This is a genomic window from Streptomyces sp. NPDC058877 (assembly GCF_042742855.1).
In the GTDB taxonomy this organism is placed as follows: domain Bacteria; phylum Actinomycetota; class Actinomycetes; order Streptomycetales; family Streptomycetaceae; genus Streptomyces.
Genome location: NZ_JBHYMF010000070.1, coordinates 16,627 through 35,004 on the forward strand (window position 1 = coordinate 16,627; position 18,378 = coordinate 35,004).

Below are 18,378 nucleotides of genomic sequence, written 5' to 3' on the forward strand. Positions count from 1 at the left end.
TCGTTCCCCGGACCTGCGAAGGGGATCCGGGGAACGATGCTCCTCATCAGACGGCCCGCTCCGGGGCCCATCCCGGAAGGTCCTCGGTCTGCCGCAGCCATTCAGCAGGCGGTGCACCCGCCGTCGCTGAGGCGACCACGCCCCCGGCGATCGCACAGGTCGTGTCCACGTCCCCCCCGACCTGGGCGGTCGTCCAGAAGGTCCGCTCGAAGTCACCGAGTCCCCGGGCAGCCGACCACAGGGCAAAGGGGACCGTGTCGTGAGCGCTCGTCCTCCTGCCACAGCCGAGCACCGCGGCGACCGTGCCCGCATCACCGTAGTCGAGCATGTCGCGGGCCCGGCGCAGCCCCGCTCCGACCGCGCTGCGCGGCACGAGGGCGATGACCCCGTCGAGCAGCGCCTCGGGGGTGGGCGGCCCAGCGGGGTTCGCAGTGATCGCTGCCGCCGCGGCAATCGCCATGGCGCCCACCACGGCTTCCCTGTGCTGGTGGGTCGTGTAAGCGGAGATCTCGGCCTGGTGGGTCGCCTGCTCCGGGTCGTCCGCGTACCAGGCTCCCAGCGGGGCGATCCGCATGGCGGCACCGTTGCCCCATGAGCCCTGCCCCTTGAAGAGCCCGGCGGCGAGCTCCCGCCAGTCACCACCCTCCCGGATGAGTCGGAGCATCCGGTTGACCGCCGGTCCGTAGCCGCGGTCGAAGTCATGGTGCTCCGCGAAGGACGCGGCCAGGGCATCCTGTTCGATCCGACCGTGGCGAACGAGGACGGCCAGGACAGAACAAGCCATCTCGGTGTCATCGGTCCACTGCCAAGGGCCGGCGGGCAGCTCTCGGCGCTTCAGCAAGGGGTAGTGGGAGGGTACGAAGAACTGGGAGCCCAGGGCGTCTCCCACGGACAGCCCGCGCAGGCTGGCCAGGGCGCGGTCGAAGCGCCGTTCGGGTGAGGAGTCAGCGGTCATCGGTCTGCCACTCTATCCGGTGTGCCCGTACGGATCCGGGGTACGCCAACGTTCAAAAGGTCGGTCCAGGCGATACTTCCCGTCCTCCCCGAGGAGCAGTACGCGCGTCTCCCCGTTTCCGGGATTCGACAGCGACTCGAATTCAGCGACCGTCCAGTGGAACCAGCGCATGCAGAAGAGCCTCATGGTGAGCCCGTGGGTGACCAGTAGGACGTTCTCCGGATGGTCGGGGGCTTCGAAGCTGCGGTACAGGCTCTCCAAGAAGGCACCGACCCGGTCGTAGACGTCGGCACCGGACTCGCCCTGGGCGAAGCGGTAGAAGAAATGGCCGTAGGCGTCCCGATACACCTTCTGCAGCCGCACGTCTTCCCGGTCCTGCCAGTTGCCCCAGTCCTGCTCCCGCAGCCGCGGCTCCTCCCGCACCCTGACCTGGCGGGCGGGGAGACGGAAGGCCCGGAGCGTCTCATGGGTACGGCGGTACGGCGAGACGTAGACGCTGACCGATTCCTCTCCGAAGAGCTCCCGCAGCCACTCCCCCGTCGCCTCTGCCTGTCGCCATCCGGTCTCCGTCAGTCGCAGGGCGTGGTCGGGCTCGCGCTCGTACACCGTGTCATCAGCGTTGCCCTCCGACTCTCCGTGCCGTACGAGGACGATGCGCCGCGGTCGTGCCATACCCCGACCCTAGAACGCCGCTCCCCCACCGGCTCAGTCGAGCAGGCACTCGGGGTACGCAGGCGAACACTGAAGCCGCCGTGGGTCACACCGTCCAGGACGGTTCGAGCTGCACCACGTCGCCGTTCAGCGCCGCCACGTCGGCCGCGGTACGGGCCCGCAGCCCGAGCCGTTCGATGCGCTCGACCCGGTACTTGCCATGCTCGGCAGCCGACTGCCACAGCGAGAGGACCAGGAACTCGCTTCCCGGTGCCTCACCGAAGAGGCCTCGCAGCATGCCCGGGGACCCGGCCATGGCAGGGTTCCACACCTTCTCCTGCATGAGGGCGAAGTGCTCTGCCCGGTCCTCGTGGACACGGGCGTGCGCCACCCGTGCCACGTCCGCGTCGGAGAACTTCGGCTCGAACCCCGTCTTCACGTCGAAACGGTGGTCGAACAACTTGGCCTGGAGGTCTTTGAAGGTTCCGACCTGTGAGGCGGCCAAACGGTCGTGGGACCGTGCCATGAACGAGTCGTAGAAGGCCCGGCTCTCCCAGAACGCGAAGACGTGGGCGACGTCCGGGCGAACTCGGCTCCACCCACCGCCCTGTCCCCGGAATCCCGGCTCACCGAGCAGTCCCGCCCATTTCCGCTGTCCTCGTTCGAACCCTCGACGGTCCATCACGGTACAGCGAATCCACTTGACCAGCACCGCGCCATCGTACGGGGCCGAGGAGCGGCCCGGCAGACCTTCGGTGGGGACAACCGCCGGGCCCCGCGTGCTGCGCACCGCCCCGCTCGATGCCGAAACGAGTCGTCGGGCCTGGTGCCAACTCCTGTCGCACTGCCACCCTTCCTGGACGGAACCGCATCGACGCACGGGGGAAGCGCTTCACCCACCGAGCAGCCGTCACCCTGGAGAGGACGGCCCTTGGAGCATCGACGCCGCGCGCCGACACGGAGCACCCCTCGCTCCGGCCCGCTGGAGCCTCTTCAACGGACTACGCTTCAGAACGAACTTCTCCTGTAACCCCTGTGAAGGTCAGGCCGATTCGAGCCAGATGTACGTCGAGATCCAGCTTCTCATCGCTTCCCGCGCAGCTCTCCTCCGAAGCCCCCGGTTCACTGTCATAGCCACGTGACACCATGAGGAATCAGCCCGCGACCAAGGGCTTTGTTGACGCCGACGACACGAGGCCGAGGCATGCGCGGGGGCGCTTGCGGAGAGGGGAAGCACCATGAGCGGACTCAACAAAGGGGTGGGACGTGTCGAGGTCACGCTCAAGTGGGACCCCGCCGCTCCCGGTGCTCCGGCCCATGACCTGGATCTGGTGGCCGGAGTGTTCACCGCGGCAGACCCGCACGGCGCACCGGCGCAGCTGGTGCACTTCGGCAGCCGCTCTCCCGACGGCACCATCACGCTCCACCGCGACAGTCGCACGGGGCAGGGGTTCGGCTACGACGAGGCCATGACCGTGGAGTTGGACCGATTGGACTCCAGGTATGCACGGGTGGTGGTGGGCGTGGTCATACAGCAGGGCGGCGGACGCCTGACCTTCGGCGACGTGGCGAACACCGGAATACGGGTTCGCGAGGGCTACACCGATCTACTGACCCACGACTTCACCGATGTGCACCAGGCCCGTTCGGCGACGGTCATCGAGTTCACCCGCAATGGGACGAACGGATGGTCGTACCGCTCCCTCAGTCGAGGATTCGACGTCGATCCACAGGCCTTCGGTGCCATCTTGGGCTCCGCTCCGGCCTGAGAAGACCGAACACGACCGAAGGGGCGAGCAGTTCTGACGCCCCTGAACGGACGGCATCCACGTCCAGGGCGGGGGCAGGCCCCCTTGCGTCATGTGCTCCCCGCATACAGTCGTGGTACGCCCGCCGTCGCAAGGGAGGGGTGTCGGCCCAGGCCTGACACCCCTCCCTCACCGGGATAGCACTTCGGATTCAGCTATGTCGAGGGCCGCATCCGATATGCAACTCCGCAGTTTCAGCTGCAGCCGCTGGTCGAGCCGCAGCCCTCGCAGATGTAGCAAGAGCCGGCCCGCTGCATCTTCGTGCCGCAGGAGAAGCAGAGGGGCGCATCGGCACTGATGCCGAGCTGCATCTCGACGAGCTCCGCGGAGGTGTGGGCCTGCTTCGGGGCCGGGACTTCGACCTTGGCGACAGGGGCTGCGACTGCCTTCAGCTCCTGGGTCACAGGGGCGGACTGAGCCAGTCCCTCAACGTCGACCTCGTCCTCGGCCGGCTCGTACGAACCGGTCTCCAGGTGCCGCTGACGCTCCTCGGCGGAGTGGATGCCCAAGGCGGAACGGGTCTCGAAGGGAAGGAAGTCGAGCGCCAGACGACGGAAGATGTAGTCGACGATCGACTGCGCCATCCGCACGTCCGGGTCGTCCGTCATGCCTGCCGGCTCGAAGCGCATGTTGGTGAACTTCGAAACGTAGGTCTCCAGCGGGACCCCGTACTGCAGGCCGACGGAGACGGCGATGGAGAAGGCGTCCATCATGCCGGCGAGCGTGGATCCCTGCTTGGACATCTTCAGGAACACTTCGCCGAGACCGTCGTCCGGGTAGGAGTTGGCCGTCATGTAACCCTCGGCGCCCCCGACGGTGAAGGAGGTGGTGATCCCCGGGCGCCCCTTCGGGAGGCGCTTGCGCACCGGACGGTACTCGACGACCTTCTCGACGGCTTCGCGGATCGTCGCCTCGGACTTGGCGGTGACCTTGTCCTTCTCCTCCTCCTTCTTCTTGGCGGAGAGCGGCTGGCCGACCTTGCAGTTGTCGCGGTAGATCGCGAGCGCCTTGACGCCCATCTTCCACGCCTCGAAGTAGACCTCCTCGACGTCCTCGACCGTGGCCGTCTCCGGCAGGTTGACGGTCTTGGAGAGGGCTCCCGAGATCCACGGCTGGATCGCCGCCATCATCCGGACGTGGCCCATCGCGGAGATGGAGCGCTCACCCATGGCGCAGTCGAAGACCTCGTAGTGCTCGGCCTTCAAACCGGGGGCGTCGATCACGTTGCCGTGCTCGGCGATGTGGGCGACGATCGCCTCGATCTGCTCCTCCTGGTAGCCCAGTCGGCGCAGGGCCTGCGGCACGGTGCCGTTGACGATCTGCATCGAGCCGCCGCCGACCAGCTTCTTGAACTTGACCAGGGCGAGGTCGGGCTCAAGGCCGGTGGTGTCGCAGGACATCGCGAGACCGATGGTGCCGGTGGGGGCGATGACCGAGGCCTGGGCGTTGCGGAAGCCGTTCTTGGCACCGAGGCGGATCACGTCCTGCCAGGCCTCCGTGGCGGCGGCCCAGATCGGCGAGTCCAGGTCGTCCATGCGGACGGCCTTGGCGTTCTCGTCCGCGTGCTGCTGCATGACGCGCTGGTGCGGCTCGGCGTTGCGGGCGTAGCCGTCGTACGCGCCGACGACGCCGGCGAGCTCGGCAGAGCGCTTGTACGAGGTGCCCGTCATCAGCGAGGTGATGGCGCCGGCCAGAGCACGGCCGCCGTCGGAGTCGTACGCGTGGCCGGTCGCCATCAGCAGGGCGCCGAGGTTGGCGTAGCCGATGCCGAGCTGGCGGAAGGCCCGGGTGTTCTCGCCGATCTTCTGGGTGGGGAAGTCGGCGAAGCAGATGGAGATGTCCATCGCGGTGATGACGAGCTCGACGACCTTGGCGAAGCGCTCGACGTCGAAGGACTGGCTGCCCTTGCCGTCGTCGTTGAGGAACTTCATCAGGTTCAGCGAAGCGAGGTTGCAGGACGTGTTGTCCAGGTGCATGTACTCGCTGCACGGGTTCGAGCCGTTGATGCGACCGGACTCGGGGCAGGTGTGCCAGTGGTTGATCGTGTCGTCGTACTGGATGCCCGGGTCGGCGCAGGCCCATGCGGCTTCGGCCATCTTGCGGAAGAGCGCCTTGGCGTCGACCTCCTCGATGACCTCACCGGTCATGCGCGAGGTCAGACCGAACTTACCTCCGGACTCCACGGCCCGCATGAAGGTGTCGTTGACGCGGACGGAGTTGTTGGCGTTCTGGTACTGGACGGACGTGATGTCGTCGCCACCCAGATCCATGTCGAAGCCCGCGTCACGGAGGGCGCGGATCTTTTCCTCCTCCTTGACCTTGGTCTCGATGAAGTCCTCGATGTCGGGGTGGTCGACGTCCAGGATGACCATCTTGGCCGCACGGCGGGTCGCACCGCCCGACTTGATGGTTCCCGCAGAGGCGTCGGCGCCGCGCATGAACGAGACCGGGCCGGAGGCGTTGCCTCCGGAGGAGAGCAGTTCCTTGGAGGAACGGATGCGGGAGAGGTTCAGGCCGGCGCCGGAGCCGCCCTTGAAGATCATGCCCTCTTCCTTGTACCAGTCGAGGATCGACTCCATGGAGTCGTCGACGGACAGGATGAAGCACGCGGATACCTGCTGGGGCTGCGGCGTACCGACGTTGAACCAGACAGGCGAGTTGAAGCTGAAGATCTGGTGCAGGAGGGCGTACGCCAGCTCGTGCTCGAAGATCTCGGCGTCGGCGGGCGAAGCGAAGTAGCCGTACTGCTCGCCGGCCTTCGTGTAGGTCTTCACGATCCGGTCGATGAGCTGCCTGAGACCGGTCTCGCGCTGCGGAGTGCCGACCGCACCGCGGAAGTACTTGCTGGTGACGATGTTGACCGCGTTCACCGACCAGAAGTCGGGGAACTCGACGCCACGCTGCTCGAAGTTGACCGAGCCGTCGCGCCAGTTGGTCATGACGACGTCACGGCGCTCCCAGACCACCTCGTCGTACGGGTGCACGCCGGGGGTGGTGTGGATGCGCTCGATGCGCAGGCCCTTGCTCGCCGACTTGGCTCCCTTGGTGCGGGAACCACGTGCCGGGCCGCTCGCCGTCTCTGTCATGCCGCCTCCCATATAAGGGCAAAACACTCTTTGGCGCCCATATAGTCCTAGGGCACCGTCTTCTGTACGTCGTTCTGCACTGCTGCCACAGGAATCGCAGAAGGATCACCTGGGGCACATCTGTCGGGCCGCCCTGCGGCCGGACGCCGGGTCACAGGCGGACCCGGACCGCCGGTCAGTCGGCGGCAGCAGCGGGAACGGGAACCTCGGGGGTTTCACCGGCCCCGCAGTTATCAGCGGGAGGCCGCACACGGAGTTCCGCAATGGCGGCCTCGAAGTCTTCGAGGCTGTCGAAGGCCTTGTACACGGACGCGAAACGCAGGTAGGCGACGAGGTCGAGTTCCTGCAAGGGGCCGAGGATGGCCAGGCCCACGTCGTGGGTGGTCAATTCGGCACTCCCGGTGGCGCGCACCGCCTCTTCGACCCACTGGCCGAGCTTGGCGAGGGCGTCCTCGGTGACCGGCCGTCCCTGGCACGCCTTGCGCACGCCAGAGATGACCTTGGTGCGACTAAAGGGTTCAGTGACGCCGGAACGCTTCACCACCATGAGCGAACACGTCTCCACCGTCGTGAAGCGACGGGAGCAGTCGGGGCACTGACGGCGGCGACGGATCGACGTCCCGTCGTCCGTGGTGCGACTGTCGACGACACGGCTGTCGGGGTGCCTACAGAAGGGACAGTGCACTGGTTCCGACCCTCCTCATGGCACGACTGACGAGCCTCGCCTGCCCGTCAAGGCCTGCGAAGCGACCACCAGCATAGGCGATGCGAACACCCTCAGCAGACCGAGGACCACTACCCCTAGGCGGTTGATGCCATCCAACCACTAGATCTTGGGTTCAACCCTCTAGGGTCCCCGCGTGTCGCAACCCGGCGACGCCACGGAATCGGACATCCGGATGGGACACTGGGAGGACGCACCCGCCCATCGCGTCCCAGCCGCGAAGGCTACCGGAACGACCGTTTCGAGGATGACGGCGCCCGCGCACGCATACACCCCCGCACATACGCGCGTAAGGCAATCCGGGAATTTTCACTCGAACGTGTGTTTGGCGCAACCTTTCGAAAGCTACTACCGTTGTGCCAGCCAGGGAGACCATTCGAGAGGGGCCGACGACGTGACCACCACCGCAGACAGTGCCACCATCACCGCCCAGGACCGCTCCCAGGGCCGACTCGAGCCGGGGCACGCCATGAGCGACGCGAACATGAACGGCGAGGAATCCGGGCGCCCCGCCCGCGCCCTCCCCGGCCGACCCCCTGGCATCCGGGCCGACAGCTCCGGGCTCACCGACCGGCAGCGCAGGGTCATCGAAGTCATCCGCGACTCGGTCCAGCGGCGCGGTTACCCGCCGTCGATGCGGGAGATCGGACAGGCGGTCGGCCTTTCCAGCACGTCCTCCGTGGCCCACCAGCTCATGGCTCTGGAGCGCAAGGGCTTCCTGCGCCGCGATCCACATCGGCCCCGCGCATACGAAGTCCGAGGCTCCGACCAGCCGAGCACGCAGGCCACGGACACCACCGGCAAGCCGGCGGCGTCCTACGTCCCGCTGGTGGGGCGGATCGCCGCCGGCGGTCCGATCCTCGCCGAAGAGTCCGTCGAGGACGTCTTCCCCCTCCCCCGCCAGCTGGTCGGCGACGGCGAGCTGTTCGTCCTCAAGGTCGTCGGCGATTCCATGGTCGAAGCCGCCATCTGTGACGGCGACTGGGTCACCGTCCGTAGGCAGCCCGTGGCCGAGAACGGTGACATCGTGGCCGCAATGCTCGACGGTGAGGCAACGGTCAAGCGCTTCAAGCGCGAGGACGGCCACGTCTGGCTCCTTCCGCACAATGCGGCCTACCAGCCGATCCCCGGCGACGAGGCCACCATCCTCGGCAAGGTCGTGGCAGTACTACGGCGCGTGTGACACTTCACCGCCGGCTCTGACCGGACCCCGGGACCCACTGCGCCGGTCCCGGGGTCCTACCGTTCCACGGGCCTCTCAGACACCCGCCTCCCTGGACGCCGCATCGATGGCCGCAAGCGACTTCCGCACCTGGTTGCGATCCGTGGTGTACCAGAAGTCAGGGAGCGAAGCCTTGAGGTAGCTTCCGTAGCGAGCAGTGGCCAGCCGAGGATCGAGGACCGCCACGACGCCCCGGTCCCCCGTGGCACGCACCAGGCGACCCGCCCCCTGGGCCATGAGCAGGGCCGCATGGGTCGCCGCAACAGCCATGAAGCCGTTTCCTCCCGCCTCCTCGACGGCCTTCTGGCGTGCACTCATCAGTGGGTCGTCCGGGCGCGGGAACGGGATCTTGTCCATGACGACCAGCTGGCAGCTGGCGCCCGGCACGTCCACTCCCTGCCAAAGCGAAAGCGTGCCGAAGAGGCAGGTCTTCGGATCGGCGGCGAAATTCTTGATCAACTCGCCGAGCGTGTCCTCGCCCTGGAGCAGGATCGGCAGTTCCGGAATCCGCCCCCGAAGCTCCTCCGCCGCCTGCTGTGCCGCCCTCATCGAGGAGAAAAGCCCCAGGGTCCGCCCGCCTGCGGCCTGCATCAGTTCGGTGAGCTCGTCGAGCATGTCACCCCGCTCTCCGTCGCGCGCGGGGCGCGACAGGTGCTTGGCGACGTAGAGGATGCCCTGCTTCGGATAGTCGAACGGAGAGCCGACGTCGATGCCCTTCCACACGGGCTGGTCATCGCCCTCGGAGCCCTCGGGCCCCAGTCCGAGCGAGGCTCCGACGCCATTGAAGTCTCCGCCGAGCTTGAGCGTGGCCGAGGCGAGCACCACGGACCGCTCCGTGAACAACTTCTCCCGCAGCAGGCCGGAAACGGTGAGGGGAGCAACCCGGAGCGAGGCCCCGAACCGGTCGTGCCGCTCGTACCAGACGACGTCGTATTCGGATCCGTGAGTGATCCGCTCCGCCACTCCGTGCACGGTCTCCACGGAGGCCATGGCCTGTTTGCGCACGGCGTCCTCGTCCTGCACGGCCCGGTCACGGGTGTTGCCCAGGGCCGTGATCACGGTACGGGCTGCATCGCGGAGCGCCATCAACGCATACGCCAGATCCTCCGGGATCTCCTCCAAGCGCCCCGGAAGCGCCAGCTCCATGACGCGCTCAAAACCCTCGGCAGCAGTCTGCAGCTGATCGGCGGCCTTCTCGTCCACGAGCTTCGCAGCCCGACGCACGGCTCGGTTGACCTGCCCGGGAGTGAGCTCGCCGGTGGCAACACCGGTAACCCGGGAGACCAACTCATGGGCCTCATCGATGATCAGCACCTCGTGCTGCGGAAGCACCGGCGCCCCCTCGATCGCGTCGATGGCGAGGAGCGCATGGTTGGTGACGACGACATCGGCCAGCTTGGCCCGCTCCCGTGCCGCCTCCGCGAAGCACTCGGCGCCGTACGCACACTTGCTCGCACCGAGGCACTCCCGGGAGGAGACCGAAACCTGGGCCCAGGCCCTGTCGGAGACACCGGGCGTCAGATCATCCCGGTCGCCCGTATCCGTCTCGTCAGACCAGTCCCTCAGCCGCATCAGGTCCTGCCCCAGCTTGCTGGTGGGCGCAGCCGCCTCGAAAGGATCGAACAGTCCGTCCTCTTCGTCCTGTGGGACGCCTTCGTGGAGTCGGTGCAGGCAGAGGTAGTTCGACCGCCCCTTGAGCATGGCGAACTGGGGCCGTCGCCGTAGCTGTGGATGCAGCGCGTCGACCGTGCGGGGAAGGTCCCGCTCGACGAGCTGGCGCTGGAGCGCCAGGGTGGCCGTGGCAACGACCACCCGCTCCCCCTGGGCGAGCGCCGGCACGAGGTAGCCGAGCGACTTGCCGGTGCCGGTGCCGGCCTGGACGAGGAGGTGGGAATTGTCGTCGATGGCCTCGGCCACGGCCTGGGCCATGGCGACCTGGCCGGGCCGCTCCGTGCCGCCGACGGCGGTGACGGCGGCGTGGAGGAGATCGGGGAGGGATGGCTTCGTCATAGCCCCTCCACCCTACGGGGCGGCGCTGACAGTCGGATCCGCAAGCGGATTGGGAACGGTCCCGTGAACCGCCGCGTGCGGACGCTCGGAACGGTCCCGGTAACCGTCCAGGTGCAGACGGTTGCGGTTCAGGCAGAGCCGCTCGATGCGCGGGGTGAGGAGGTCGAAGAGTTCGAACCGCTCCTTCAGCTCGGGGAAGCGCGATTGGTAGCACAGGATCTCGGCGCGGACGAGTGCCCAGAAGTCCGCTTCGGGCAATCCGAGTTGTTCCTCACAGAGGGGAGCCAGGTAGCGGAAGACGCCGATGAAGAGTCCCGCATGGATGAACTGGATCAGGAATCCCGGCCCTTCCGTCAACAAGACGGCACGGACATCATCCGGAAGGGTGGCGTGTTCGGGAAGGGGGTGGGCACTGATGTTCACATCGTCGACGAAGTCTTTGATCGCCAGGCGCACGGGGACGTCGTCGCTGTCGTACACGACGATCGCGTTCTCACCATGCGGCGAGAAGACCGTGCCGTACCGGTAGAGAAAGTGCAGCAGGGGAGGGAGCAGGGCAGTGAAGAGGTGCTGGAGCCAAACGACGGGGGCGAGCCCGGAGCGCGTGACGAGCTCGGCGACGAAAGCCCGCCCTACCGGATCGACGTGGAGGAGGGAGGCAAGGGTGCGGGCACGCTCTCCCGGGGGGAGCCTGAGCGGTTCGCGCCAGATCGCACCGAGCAGTTCCTTGTACTGATAGGGGACTTCGGGCAGCCGGTCGTACAGGGGGTGCTCAACCGTGACGGAGGCGACTTCCCCGAGGAGGATCACTCCGCACTCCTCCCTCAGGAACGGGTCGGCATCGCGCAATCCGTGTACCCAGGCCGTGACGGCGGGCGCAGCAAGGGTGCGCTCGGTGGGCAGTCCTCGCCACACCAGGGTGTTGAGCACGGAGAGGGGAAGCTTGACCGTATGGCGATCCGGTCGGCTGGTGTTGAGGAAGGTGCGGACGGATTGCTGCGGTAGGCGGAGGTCGTCGTCCGCGGCGAGCGGAACGATCGACCCATCGGCAATGGCCGGGGCGTAGAGCGGGAGAAGGACTTCGTCCCACTGCCAGGGGTGGACCGGCAGCAAGACGTAGTCGTCGGGTTGGTGGCCACGTGCGATGAGGGCGACGTGGAAGGCAGCGCGCACTTCGGAGTCGAGTTCCCGGGCATAGAGCCGGTCGGAAGTCTCCAGACCGGGGACACCTCGGTAAGTGGCGATGCGTTTGCTGACGGCGATCCAAGGAAGCCGGGTTGCGCGGCGGGCCTCGGGAGCCCAACGGGCAGCATCGGTGGCGGAGAAGCCAATGCGTCCCTTGTTGAGGACGAGCCAGGGGTGGCCCGTCTGATGGCCTTCGAGTTCCGCGTACGGGAGTTCGGCAAGGCGGCCAGCACTGAGGGCCGTGTGATCGAGACGGGTGTCGGCGGCAAGGGTGGCGGAGAGTTCGCGGATGACGTGCCCCAGGGTGATCCCGTCGAGCTGGAGGAGGTGCCGGGCCCTCAGCAGGAAGTCGAAGGGGTCCACGAGGCGGAGACCCTCGTGGGTGATGGAGCCGGCGGCGACGCGCCAGCTGCCGTAGGCACCACGGCGGGCGCAGAAACTGAGCGTGGTGTCGTCGTCGAGTCGCAACGTGTATCGGTCGGGCTCACCGGCGTCCGCGCGCTCGGGCCGGATGATCTCCTCGTAGGCGAACTCGGAGAGGGCCTTGGCCAGGAGACGGGAAGACGCCCGGGCCCAGGCAGCGGCGTTCAGCTCGGGGGGCGCGAGCAGCTCGGACGCGGGGAGCGGTCCAGGGGCAGGAGCCGGCGCATCGGTGTCGGGGCGTCCGGAGTCGTGAGGTGCAGGGGAGGTCGACACGGAGACTCCTCGGGGGTGGGACCGCTGTGGGACCAGCGGTGTATGTGAGACGGAGGGGTGTTCACAGGACGTGTCGCAGGACGCGGTCACGGATCATGAGCGCGGCTCGCTTGTCGGGGAGGTCGACTTCCGCCGCAAAGCGGAAGCCGCTGCTGAGGAAGGCAGAGATGGAGGGGGTGTTGTGGATGTCGGGTTCGGCGACGACCCGGGTGCAGCGGGGACGGTGGTCAAGAACCAGATCGGCGACGACCCGCAGGAGCCTGGTGCCGATGCCACGCCCCCGGTCGCTGCCGTTTCCAAGCAGTAGATGAATCCCCGTGTCGTGGGGGCGCGCCGGGTAGTACCGGGCGAGCGGGTCGAGGTCTGCACGGTAGACCTCGAAATAACTCATGGGTGTGCCGTTGAGGACGCCGAGGCAGGGGACGCTCCGGCCATCGCCTTCGACTTGGGAACGAAGATGCCCGGTGGTGACGCTCTCAGGGCCGGCGAGCTCCCAGAAGGCCGCCACGGCGGGGTCGTTCATCCACCGGGCGATCAGGGGGACATCCCTCTCGATGCGTGCAGGGACGAGCTGGAAGGAGCCGAGAGGAGTGTCGATGGGGCCCCAGGCGGCGACGGAGTCCAAGAGGTCGCCGTCGAGAAGGACGGCAAGGTCGTCGGCCCTCAGATTGAGGGTGTCGTCCCCGGGCGGGTCGGCTGGTGGGCGGATGGACGGCACGATGTCGTTCTCCTCTCGACGGCGTGGTTGGGGTGCGGCATTCCGCCCGCGGGCTCAGGTACGAAGGGGGTTGGTGACGGTGACGTAGACGGACTGGGTGTCGACCGGCCCGACGAGCTCGTCCAGACCGTGCAGTCGGGTGAGCAAGTTGGCTTTGCTGCGCAGGTGCGTGGCTTCCAGGAGGCAGCGGGGAAGGGGAGATCCCAGGCTGGTGGCAGAGGTGAGGAAGCTGCGGAAGGCAGCGAGCAGGACTCGTTCGTCAGCAAGGTGCTGGGAACCGAAGGCCCCGATCAGACCGAGGACGTTGTTGATGCCGAGGTAATAGGCGAAGCGCTCGTCGGTGACCTGGTCGGAGACGAAGGTGTCACTGAGGGCACCGATGCCGGGGAGGCGGGCCTCCAGCTCGTCGCGGCGGGACTCGCGGAAGTAGTAGCCCTGGTTGTCCCGGTAGCGACCACCGATCGGCCAACCGTTCGGGTCGAGGAGCACCAGGGTGTTCTGCTGGTGGGCCTCCAAGGCGACGCCGGCGTTTCCGTCGAGCCAAAGCACGGGGCGGACGACCTGGTCGAGATAGCGGAGGAACCATTCGGCTGCGACGGCGTTCACGGGGCGGCCGGTTCGGATGGAGAGGCGGCCGATGACGTCGGCGAGCCGGGAGCGCATGCCGGCGGCTCCGGGCCAGGGGCGTGGGGTGGTGAGCGAGGCAATACAAACGGCGTCGTCACCGGGACCGAAGGGGTTGTGGCGAATCATGACGTCAAGGCCGGGGACGGGGGTGCCGTCCGGGGTGTCGACGGCGAGCCAGGCAGGGTCCCGGACGATGTCGAAGCTCGGGTGGGCGGCCTGCCACTCGTCGACGAGACCGGTACGGAGCAGGCGGTGGACCTCCACACCGCGGTGGAGCTCTTTGCGGAGGTTCTCACGACGCGAGTTGGTGATGCGCAGGCCGAGGGAGAGTTTGAGCATGGCCCGTGCACCGGGTCGATGCACGGTGCGGACGGAGGAGGTCGGATGCCAAGGGCTGCCGTGGCGGCCGAGGTCGTGGAGGAGGCCGGCGTCGAGGAGCTCTCGGACCTCGGGGCGGTGCACCAGTTCTCTCGCCTGCCAGGGGTGCAGGGGCAGCGGGGCGGTCCCTGAAGGGAACGCGAGCCCCTCGGCGAGTCCGGAGGCGAGCTGCTCGGCGCTGACCGATCGGCCCTGTTCGGTCCAGGCGGAGTCGGTGGCCAGGAGGGAACGGTCGACGGCCATCCAGTGGAGCGGGAAGGAGCCTCGGACCTCAGGCGAATAGAGCCGCCCCTCTGCTTCGGAGAGTCCTTCGCGGCTCTTGGGGGTGGGATGGAGCGGGTGGCCCAGGAGCAAGGACTGCTCTGCGGCGAGGAAGAGATCGGCCTCCGAGTGCGGCCGAGGACGGCAGCGGCACTCGGCGAGGAAGTCGGCGGTCCGCCGGGTGGAGTCGGCGACCCGGCCGACGAGGTCGGTGCCCTCAGAACGGCCCGTCTCGCGGTTGAGCAGTGCGGCCACCGTGACGGCGTCAACGGTCGGCGCGGCAGCCGGAAGGCCTTCGAGGGCGGGAGCGCCGAAGCGGTGCCAGCCCGTGGGCGACCAGTACCGGACGGGGACGAGGAGGGCGGTGCCACTGGCATCGAGAGGAACGCGCAGCGTGGTCGAACCGGGTGCCGGCAGGTTCGTCTCCCGCACCCAGCAGCGAAGGAGGTTCTCGACGGCGGCAGCATCAGCGGCACGCAGCGGATCGGGATCGTCCAAGGGATCGGGGCCGGTGGCCGGGCGGGGTGAACGGCACTGTTCCGGTCCTGTGTGCTGACGCGGGACGGTGGGTTCCTCGGCGGGGTGGGCTTCTACTCGAAGGGGTTCGGAGCGGAGGGGTTCGGAGCGGGCAAACCCTGCGGGTGCGGTTTCGGCGTGGAAGGTGCCCGTACGGAGGTTCTCGGGGTGCACGGCTTCTGCGTGCTCGGTCCCCGGATGAAGGGTCTGCGTGTGCTGGGGTTCAGGAGCGAGGGGGGCATCGGGGGCGAGGGCCGGGGTGGCGGGGATGGCGTTCACGGGACTTCCTTGGGGGTGGGGCCGGAGCGGTCCGGTTCAGTGGGACGGTCCGATGGTGTTGCGCGGGGCCGTGCCCCGGTGGGAGACGGGCGGGTGGAGGGTGTGGGCCCGTTCGGCCGTGGCCAGGGCGTCGGCGAAGCGGTCCAGGACTGCGGTGGTCTGCTCGTCGGTGAGGGTGAGCGGAGGGAGGAGGCGGACCACTGCGGAGTGGCGACCACCGAGCTCGACGATGAGTCCGCGGGCGAGGCACTCCTGCTGAACGGCGAGTGCCAGTGCGGGGGCGGGTGGCGGAACGAGATCGTCCGGGCCTTCCGCTTCGGGATCGACGAGTTCGATGCCGATCATCAGGCCCCGGCCGCGGACATCGCCGATGCAGGAGTGGTTGTTGGCGAGGTCCCGGAGTTGGTTGAGGATGCGGGCGCCGAGGGTGCCGGCCCGTTCGGCGAGCTTGTTCTCGCGGACGTACCGGAGGGTGGCCGTGCCTGCGGCCATGGCGAGTTGGTTGCCACGGAAGGTACCGGCGTGGGTGCCGGGCTCCCAGACGTCGAGTGCGGACCTGTACACGATGACCGCAAGGGGGAGGGAACCGCCGATCGCCTTGGACAGGACCATGACATCGGGCGCGATCCCGCTGTGCTCGACCGCCCAGAAGGCGCCGGTGCGGCCGACTCCGGTCTGGACTTCGTCGACGACGAGCGGCACGGAGCGGTCGGCCGTGATCCGGCGCATGCTGCGCATCCAAGCGTCGGGGGCGGGGATGACCCCGCCCTCGCCCTGGACGGCTTCCACGATCATTCCGGCAGGGGTGGTGACGCCGCTCTTGGGGTCGTCGAGGAGACTCTCGGTCCAACGGGCGGCCAGTTGGGCACCGCGCTCGCCACCGACGCCGAAGGGACAGCGGTACTGCTGCGGATAGGGAAGCCTCGTGACGCGGCCGGTGGTCGCGCCCCCGGAAGCCTCCAGGGCGCCAGCCGTCATGCCGTGGTAGGCGCCGGTGAAGGCGAGGAGACCGTTCCGGCCGGTGGCGGTGCGGACCAGGGTGAGGGCGGCCTCGACCGCGTCCGTACCCGCCGGTCCGCAGAACTGGATGCGGGCGTCGTCGGCGAGTTCACCGGGGAGGGTGGCGAACAGTTCTGAGGTGAAGGCGTCCTTGAGGGGGGTGGCGAGGTCGAGGACGTGCAGGGGGGCGCCCGAATCGAGGACCTTCCTGATTGCTTCCAGGACGACGGGGTGGTTGTGGCCCAGGGCGAGCGTCCCCGCACCGGACAGACAGTCCAGATAACGGCGCCCGTCGGCACCTTCGATGGTCACGCCCCGGGCTCTCACCGGGACGATCGGCAGGGAGCGTGCATAGGTACGCGCGGCGGACTCGCGCTGTGACTGGCGGCGCAGGATGCCTTCGTGCTCGCCTCTTCGGTCCGCCGGCCTGGTCTGCGTGCGCGCGGCCGGTGGGACGGCCGGAGCTGGTTCGGTCACGGCCACGGCTCGGTGTCCTCCCGCGGTAACGGTTGCATTGCACATCAGAGCGGCGCGCGGACCCCCATGAAGGCCGTCCTGGCGCCGGCTTTGCGTCCCCCGTACGTACCAACGACGGGAGCTGCCCGAGATCACGGGCCGGAGGGCAGGAACTTGGCGTGTCCCGGATCACTGCGCGACAACGACCGAAGAGTGCCCGGAACCGGGACCGGGACGCGTACCGTCCCCTCCGGCACCGGCATAGTGGGGCGGTCGGTCGTGTCCACACGGCGCGACCGCTGTTCGCCCATGCACAAGTTGACGTAGTCCCAGGGGGATCACGAGATGCGATCGATTCGTCCGCTGCTGATGGCGGCTTCTGTCGTTGCGGCGCTGACGCTCACCGTCACGGCCTGTGGCCCGAGCGAGGAGAACGCGGGGGACAAACCCGCCGCACCCATAAGCCTGGACCCGAACAAGATCAAGATCCCGGAGGACCTGAAGGACCGCCTGAAGGAACACGGGATCGACCTCGATCAGTGGCGGAACGGCGAGTGGAAGAACTGGGACCGCGACAAGTGGCTGCGCGAGGCCAAGGACTTCGTCAACCCGATCATCGAGGACCTCTGGGATACGGAACGGATGCGCAGGGCCGAGCGCCCCGACAAGCCGGTTGAGGAGGAGGACATCTCGGGTGACAAGGGCGTCACCGATCCGACTCCGATTCCCGTGCGGGCAAGGGCCGTGACGGCGCAGTACCACGCCCATGCGCCCGAATCGGGAAAGGTCTTCTTCGACGGACCCGAGGGGTCGATGGTCTGCTCGGCCACGGTCGTGAAGGATCCGGCGCATCCGGGCAAGTCCAACATGGTCTGGACGGCCGGTCACTGCGTGCACAAGGGCAAGCAGGGCGGCTGGTACCGCAACATCGCCTTCGTGCCCTCGTACAACGACTCGGCCCTGTCGACCTCGGACTTGGAGAAGGCGACACGGGAGCAGATCGCGCCGTACGGCGTGTGGTGGGCGGACTGGGTCAAGACCTCGGACCAGTGGATCGCCGAGGGTGCGTCGACCGGGGGCGCCGGGGCTCCCTATGACTTCGCGGTCATCAAGGTGACCCCGGAGAAGGGGAGTTCGGGCAAGTCCCTGGAGGAGACGGTCGGCTCCGCGCTTCCGGTGGAGTTCAACGCCCCGGCGGTGCCGAAGATCGCAAGTCTGACGGCAACGGGTTATCCGGCCGCGCCGCCGTTCGACGGTCAGAAGATGTTCCAGTGCGAGGACAAGCCGGGCCGGTTGTCCCTGAAGGCAGACCAGCCGACGATGTACCGGATCGGCTGCTCGATGACCGGTGGTTCGTCGGGCGGCGGCTGGGTCGCCGAGGGCAGCGACGGCAAGCCCGCCCTGGTGTCGAACACCTCGATCGGCCCGTCGACGGCCGGTTGGCTCGCCGGACCGCGGCTCGGCCCGGAGGCCAAGGCGCTCTTCGACGAGGTCAGCCAGAAGTACGCCGGCCAGTAGGCGCGGTGCGGAGGCGGGTCCTTCGGGTCCCGCCTCCTTCCCTGTCCACCGGACGACGCCCTGATCGAGCGGGGGACTTGCCTCCGCCCGGGCGACGGCGCATCGGATCGGCCGCACCGGGACCGGTGGTCCTACGGACGGCGGCTGGTTCCGCATGCTGCCGAACGCTACGGCGATGCCCGCGCCGGACACCTTGCTCGACCGGCCGCCGGCAAGGGGTTCACCCGCCGAGACGGCGCCCCCACACGGAACGGGGCGCTGCCCCTCCCGTGGTGGGGAGGGGCAGCGC

General features: G+C 68.2%; 13 protein-coding genes. 3 read left to right on the forward strand and 10 right to left on the reverse strand.

Annotation, left to right across the window (positions count from 1 at the left end; genetic code table 11):
- Window positions 1–46: 46 nt before the first annotated feature.
- From ACFW2Y_RS18175 to ACFW2Y_RS18185, 3 genes are all read right to left on the reverse strand, one after another.
- Entirely contained in the window at window positions 47–955 is a 909-nt protein-coding gene (locus ACFW2Y_RS18175; RefSeq protein ID WP_384879813.1) for an ADP-ribosylglycohydrolase family protein, read from the reverse strand.
- Between the two features lie 12 nt (window positions 956–967).
- Window positions 968–1,627, reverse strand: a complete 660-nt coding sequence (locus tag ACFW2Y_RS18180; protein WP_384879815.1) for a histidine phosphatase family protein — start codon at window positions 1,625–1,627, stop codon at window positions 968–970.
- A gap of 85 nt (window positions 1,628–1,712) precedes the next feature.
- The gene (locus ACFW2Y_RS18185) at window positions 1,713–2,318 is read right to left on the reverse strand and encodes a YdbC family protein (protein WP_384879818.1); all 606 of its coding nucleotides are present in this window, start codon (window positions 2,316–2,318) and stop codon (window positions 1,713–1,715) included.
- A 526-nt stretch (window positions 2,319–2,844) separates the two neighbouring features.
- Here ACFW2Y_RS18185 and ACFW2Y_RS18190 point away from each other — a divergent pair.
- Entirely contained in the window at window positions 2,845–3,375 is a 531-nt protein-coding gene (locus ACFW2Y_RS18190) for a TerD family protein (RefSeq protein ID WP_384879820.1), read from the forward strand.
- Window positions 3,376–3,608: 233 nt separating this feature from the next.
- Here ACFW2Y_RS18190 and ACFW2Y_RS18195 read toward each other — a convergent pair whose 3' ends face one another.
- Window positions 3,609–6,500: a vitamin B12-dependent ribonucleotide reductase gene (locus tag ACFW2Y_RS18195; RefSeq protein ID WP_384879823.1), complete on the reverse strand. Its 2,892-nt coding sequence runs from the start codon at window positions 6,498–6,500 to the stop codon at window positions 3,609–3,611.
- A gap of 175 nt (window positions 6,501–6,675) precedes the next feature.
- The gene (gene nrdR / locus ACFW2Y_RS18200) at window positions 6,676–7,185 is read right to left on the reverse strand and encodes a transcriptional regulator NrdR (RefSeq protein ID WP_384879826.1); all 510 of its coding nucleotides are present in this window, start codon (window positions 7,183–7,185) and stop codon (window positions 6,676–6,678) included.
- Window positions 7,186–7,618: 433 nt separating this feature from the next.
- Here nrdR and lexA point away from each other — a divergent pair, with 433 nt between their 5' ends.
- Complete coding sequence (gene lexA / locus ACFW2Y_RS18205; protein WP_384879828.1) at window positions 7,619–8,407, forward strand: transcriptional repressor LexA; 789 nt, start codon at window positions 7,619–7,621, stop codon at window positions 8,405–8,407.
- 75 nt (window positions 8,408–8,482) lie between these two features.
- Here the strand turns inward: lexA and ACFW2Y_RS18210 are convergent, their stop codons facing one another.
- The 5 genes from ACFW2Y_RS18210 to ACFW2Y_RS18230 all read right to left on the reverse strand — a co-directional run bounded on the left by ACFW2Y_RS18210 (window position 8,483) and on the right by ACFW2Y_RS18230 (window position 16,598).
- On the reverse strand, window positions 8,483–10,456 hold the full coding sequence (locus ACFW2Y_RS18210) for an ATP-dependent DNA helicase (protein WP_384879831.1): 1,974 nt from the start codon (window positions 10,454–10,456) through the stop codon (window positions 8,483–8,485).
- Window positions 10,457–10,468: 12 nt separating this feature from the next.
- The gene (locus tag ACFW2Y_RS18215) at window positions 10,469–12,337 is read right to left on the reverse strand and encodes an IucA/IucC family protein (RefSeq protein ID WP_384879834.1); all 1,869 of its coding nucleotides are present in this window, start codon (window positions 12,335–12,337) and stop codon (window positions 10,469–10,471) included.
- A gap of 61 nt (window positions 12,338–12,398) precedes the next feature.
- Window positions 12,399–13,055, reverse strand: coding sequence for a GNAT family N-acetyltransferase (locus tag ACFW2Y_RS18220; RefSeq protein WP_384879837.1), 657 nt, complete (start codon window positions 13,053–13,055; stop codon window positions 12,399–12,401).
- A 54-nt stretch (window positions 13,056–13,109) separates the two neighbouring features.
- Complete coding sequence (locus ACFW2Y_RS18225) at window positions 13,110–15,116, reverse strand: IucA/IucC family protein (RefSeq protein ID WP_384879840.1); 2,007 nt, start codon at window positions 15,114–15,116, stop codon at window positions 13,110–13,112.
- 36 nt (window positions 15,117–15,152) lie between these two features.
- Window positions 15,153–16,598 (reverse strand): diaminobutyrate--2-oxoglutarate transaminase family protein, encoded by a 1,446-nt coding sequence (locus ACFW2Y_RS18230; protein WP_384879843.1) that lies wholly within the window; start codon window positions 16,596–16,598, stop codon window positions 15,153–15,155.
- 318 nt (window positions 16,599–16,916) lie between these two features.
- Here ACFW2Y_RS18230 and ACFW2Y_RS18235 point away from each other — a divergent pair, with 318 nt between their 5' ends.
- Entirely contained in the window at window positions 16,917–18,089 is a 1,173-nt protein-coding gene (locus ACFW2Y_RS18235) for a trypsin-like serine peptidase (RefSeq protein WP_384879846.1), read from the forward strand.
- Window positions 18,090–18,378 lie beyond the last annotated feature (289 nt).

Excerpts from the sequence above, each read along its gene's own strand:
- ACFW2Y_RS18175 (WP_384879813.1), bottom strand. The coding sequence starts at position 955 with ATGACCGCTGACTCCTCACCCGAACGGCGCTTCGACCGCGCCCTGGCC.
- ACFW2Y_RS18180 (WP_384879815.1), bottom strand. The coding sequence starts at position 1,627 with ATGGCACGACCGCGGCGCATCGTCCTCGTACGGCACGGAGAGTCGGAG.
- ACFW2Y_RS18190 (WP_384879820.1), top strand. The coding sequence starts at position 2,845 with ATGAGCGGACTCAACAAAGGGGTGGGACGTGTCGAGGTCACGCTCAAG.
- ACFW2Y_RS18195 (WP_384879823.1), bottom strand. The coding sequence starts at position 6,500 with ATGACAGAGACGGCGAGCGGCCCGGCACGTGGTTCCCGCACCAAGGGA.
- ACFW2Y_RS18210 (WP_384879831.1), bottom strand. The coding sequence starts at position 10,456 with ATGACGAAGCCATCCCTCCCCGATCTCCTCCACGCCGCCGTCACCGCC.
- ACFW2Y_RS18235 (WP_384879846.1), top strand. The coding sequence starts at position 16,917 with ATGCGATCGATTCGTCCGCTGCTGATGGCGGCTTCTGTCGTTGCGGCG.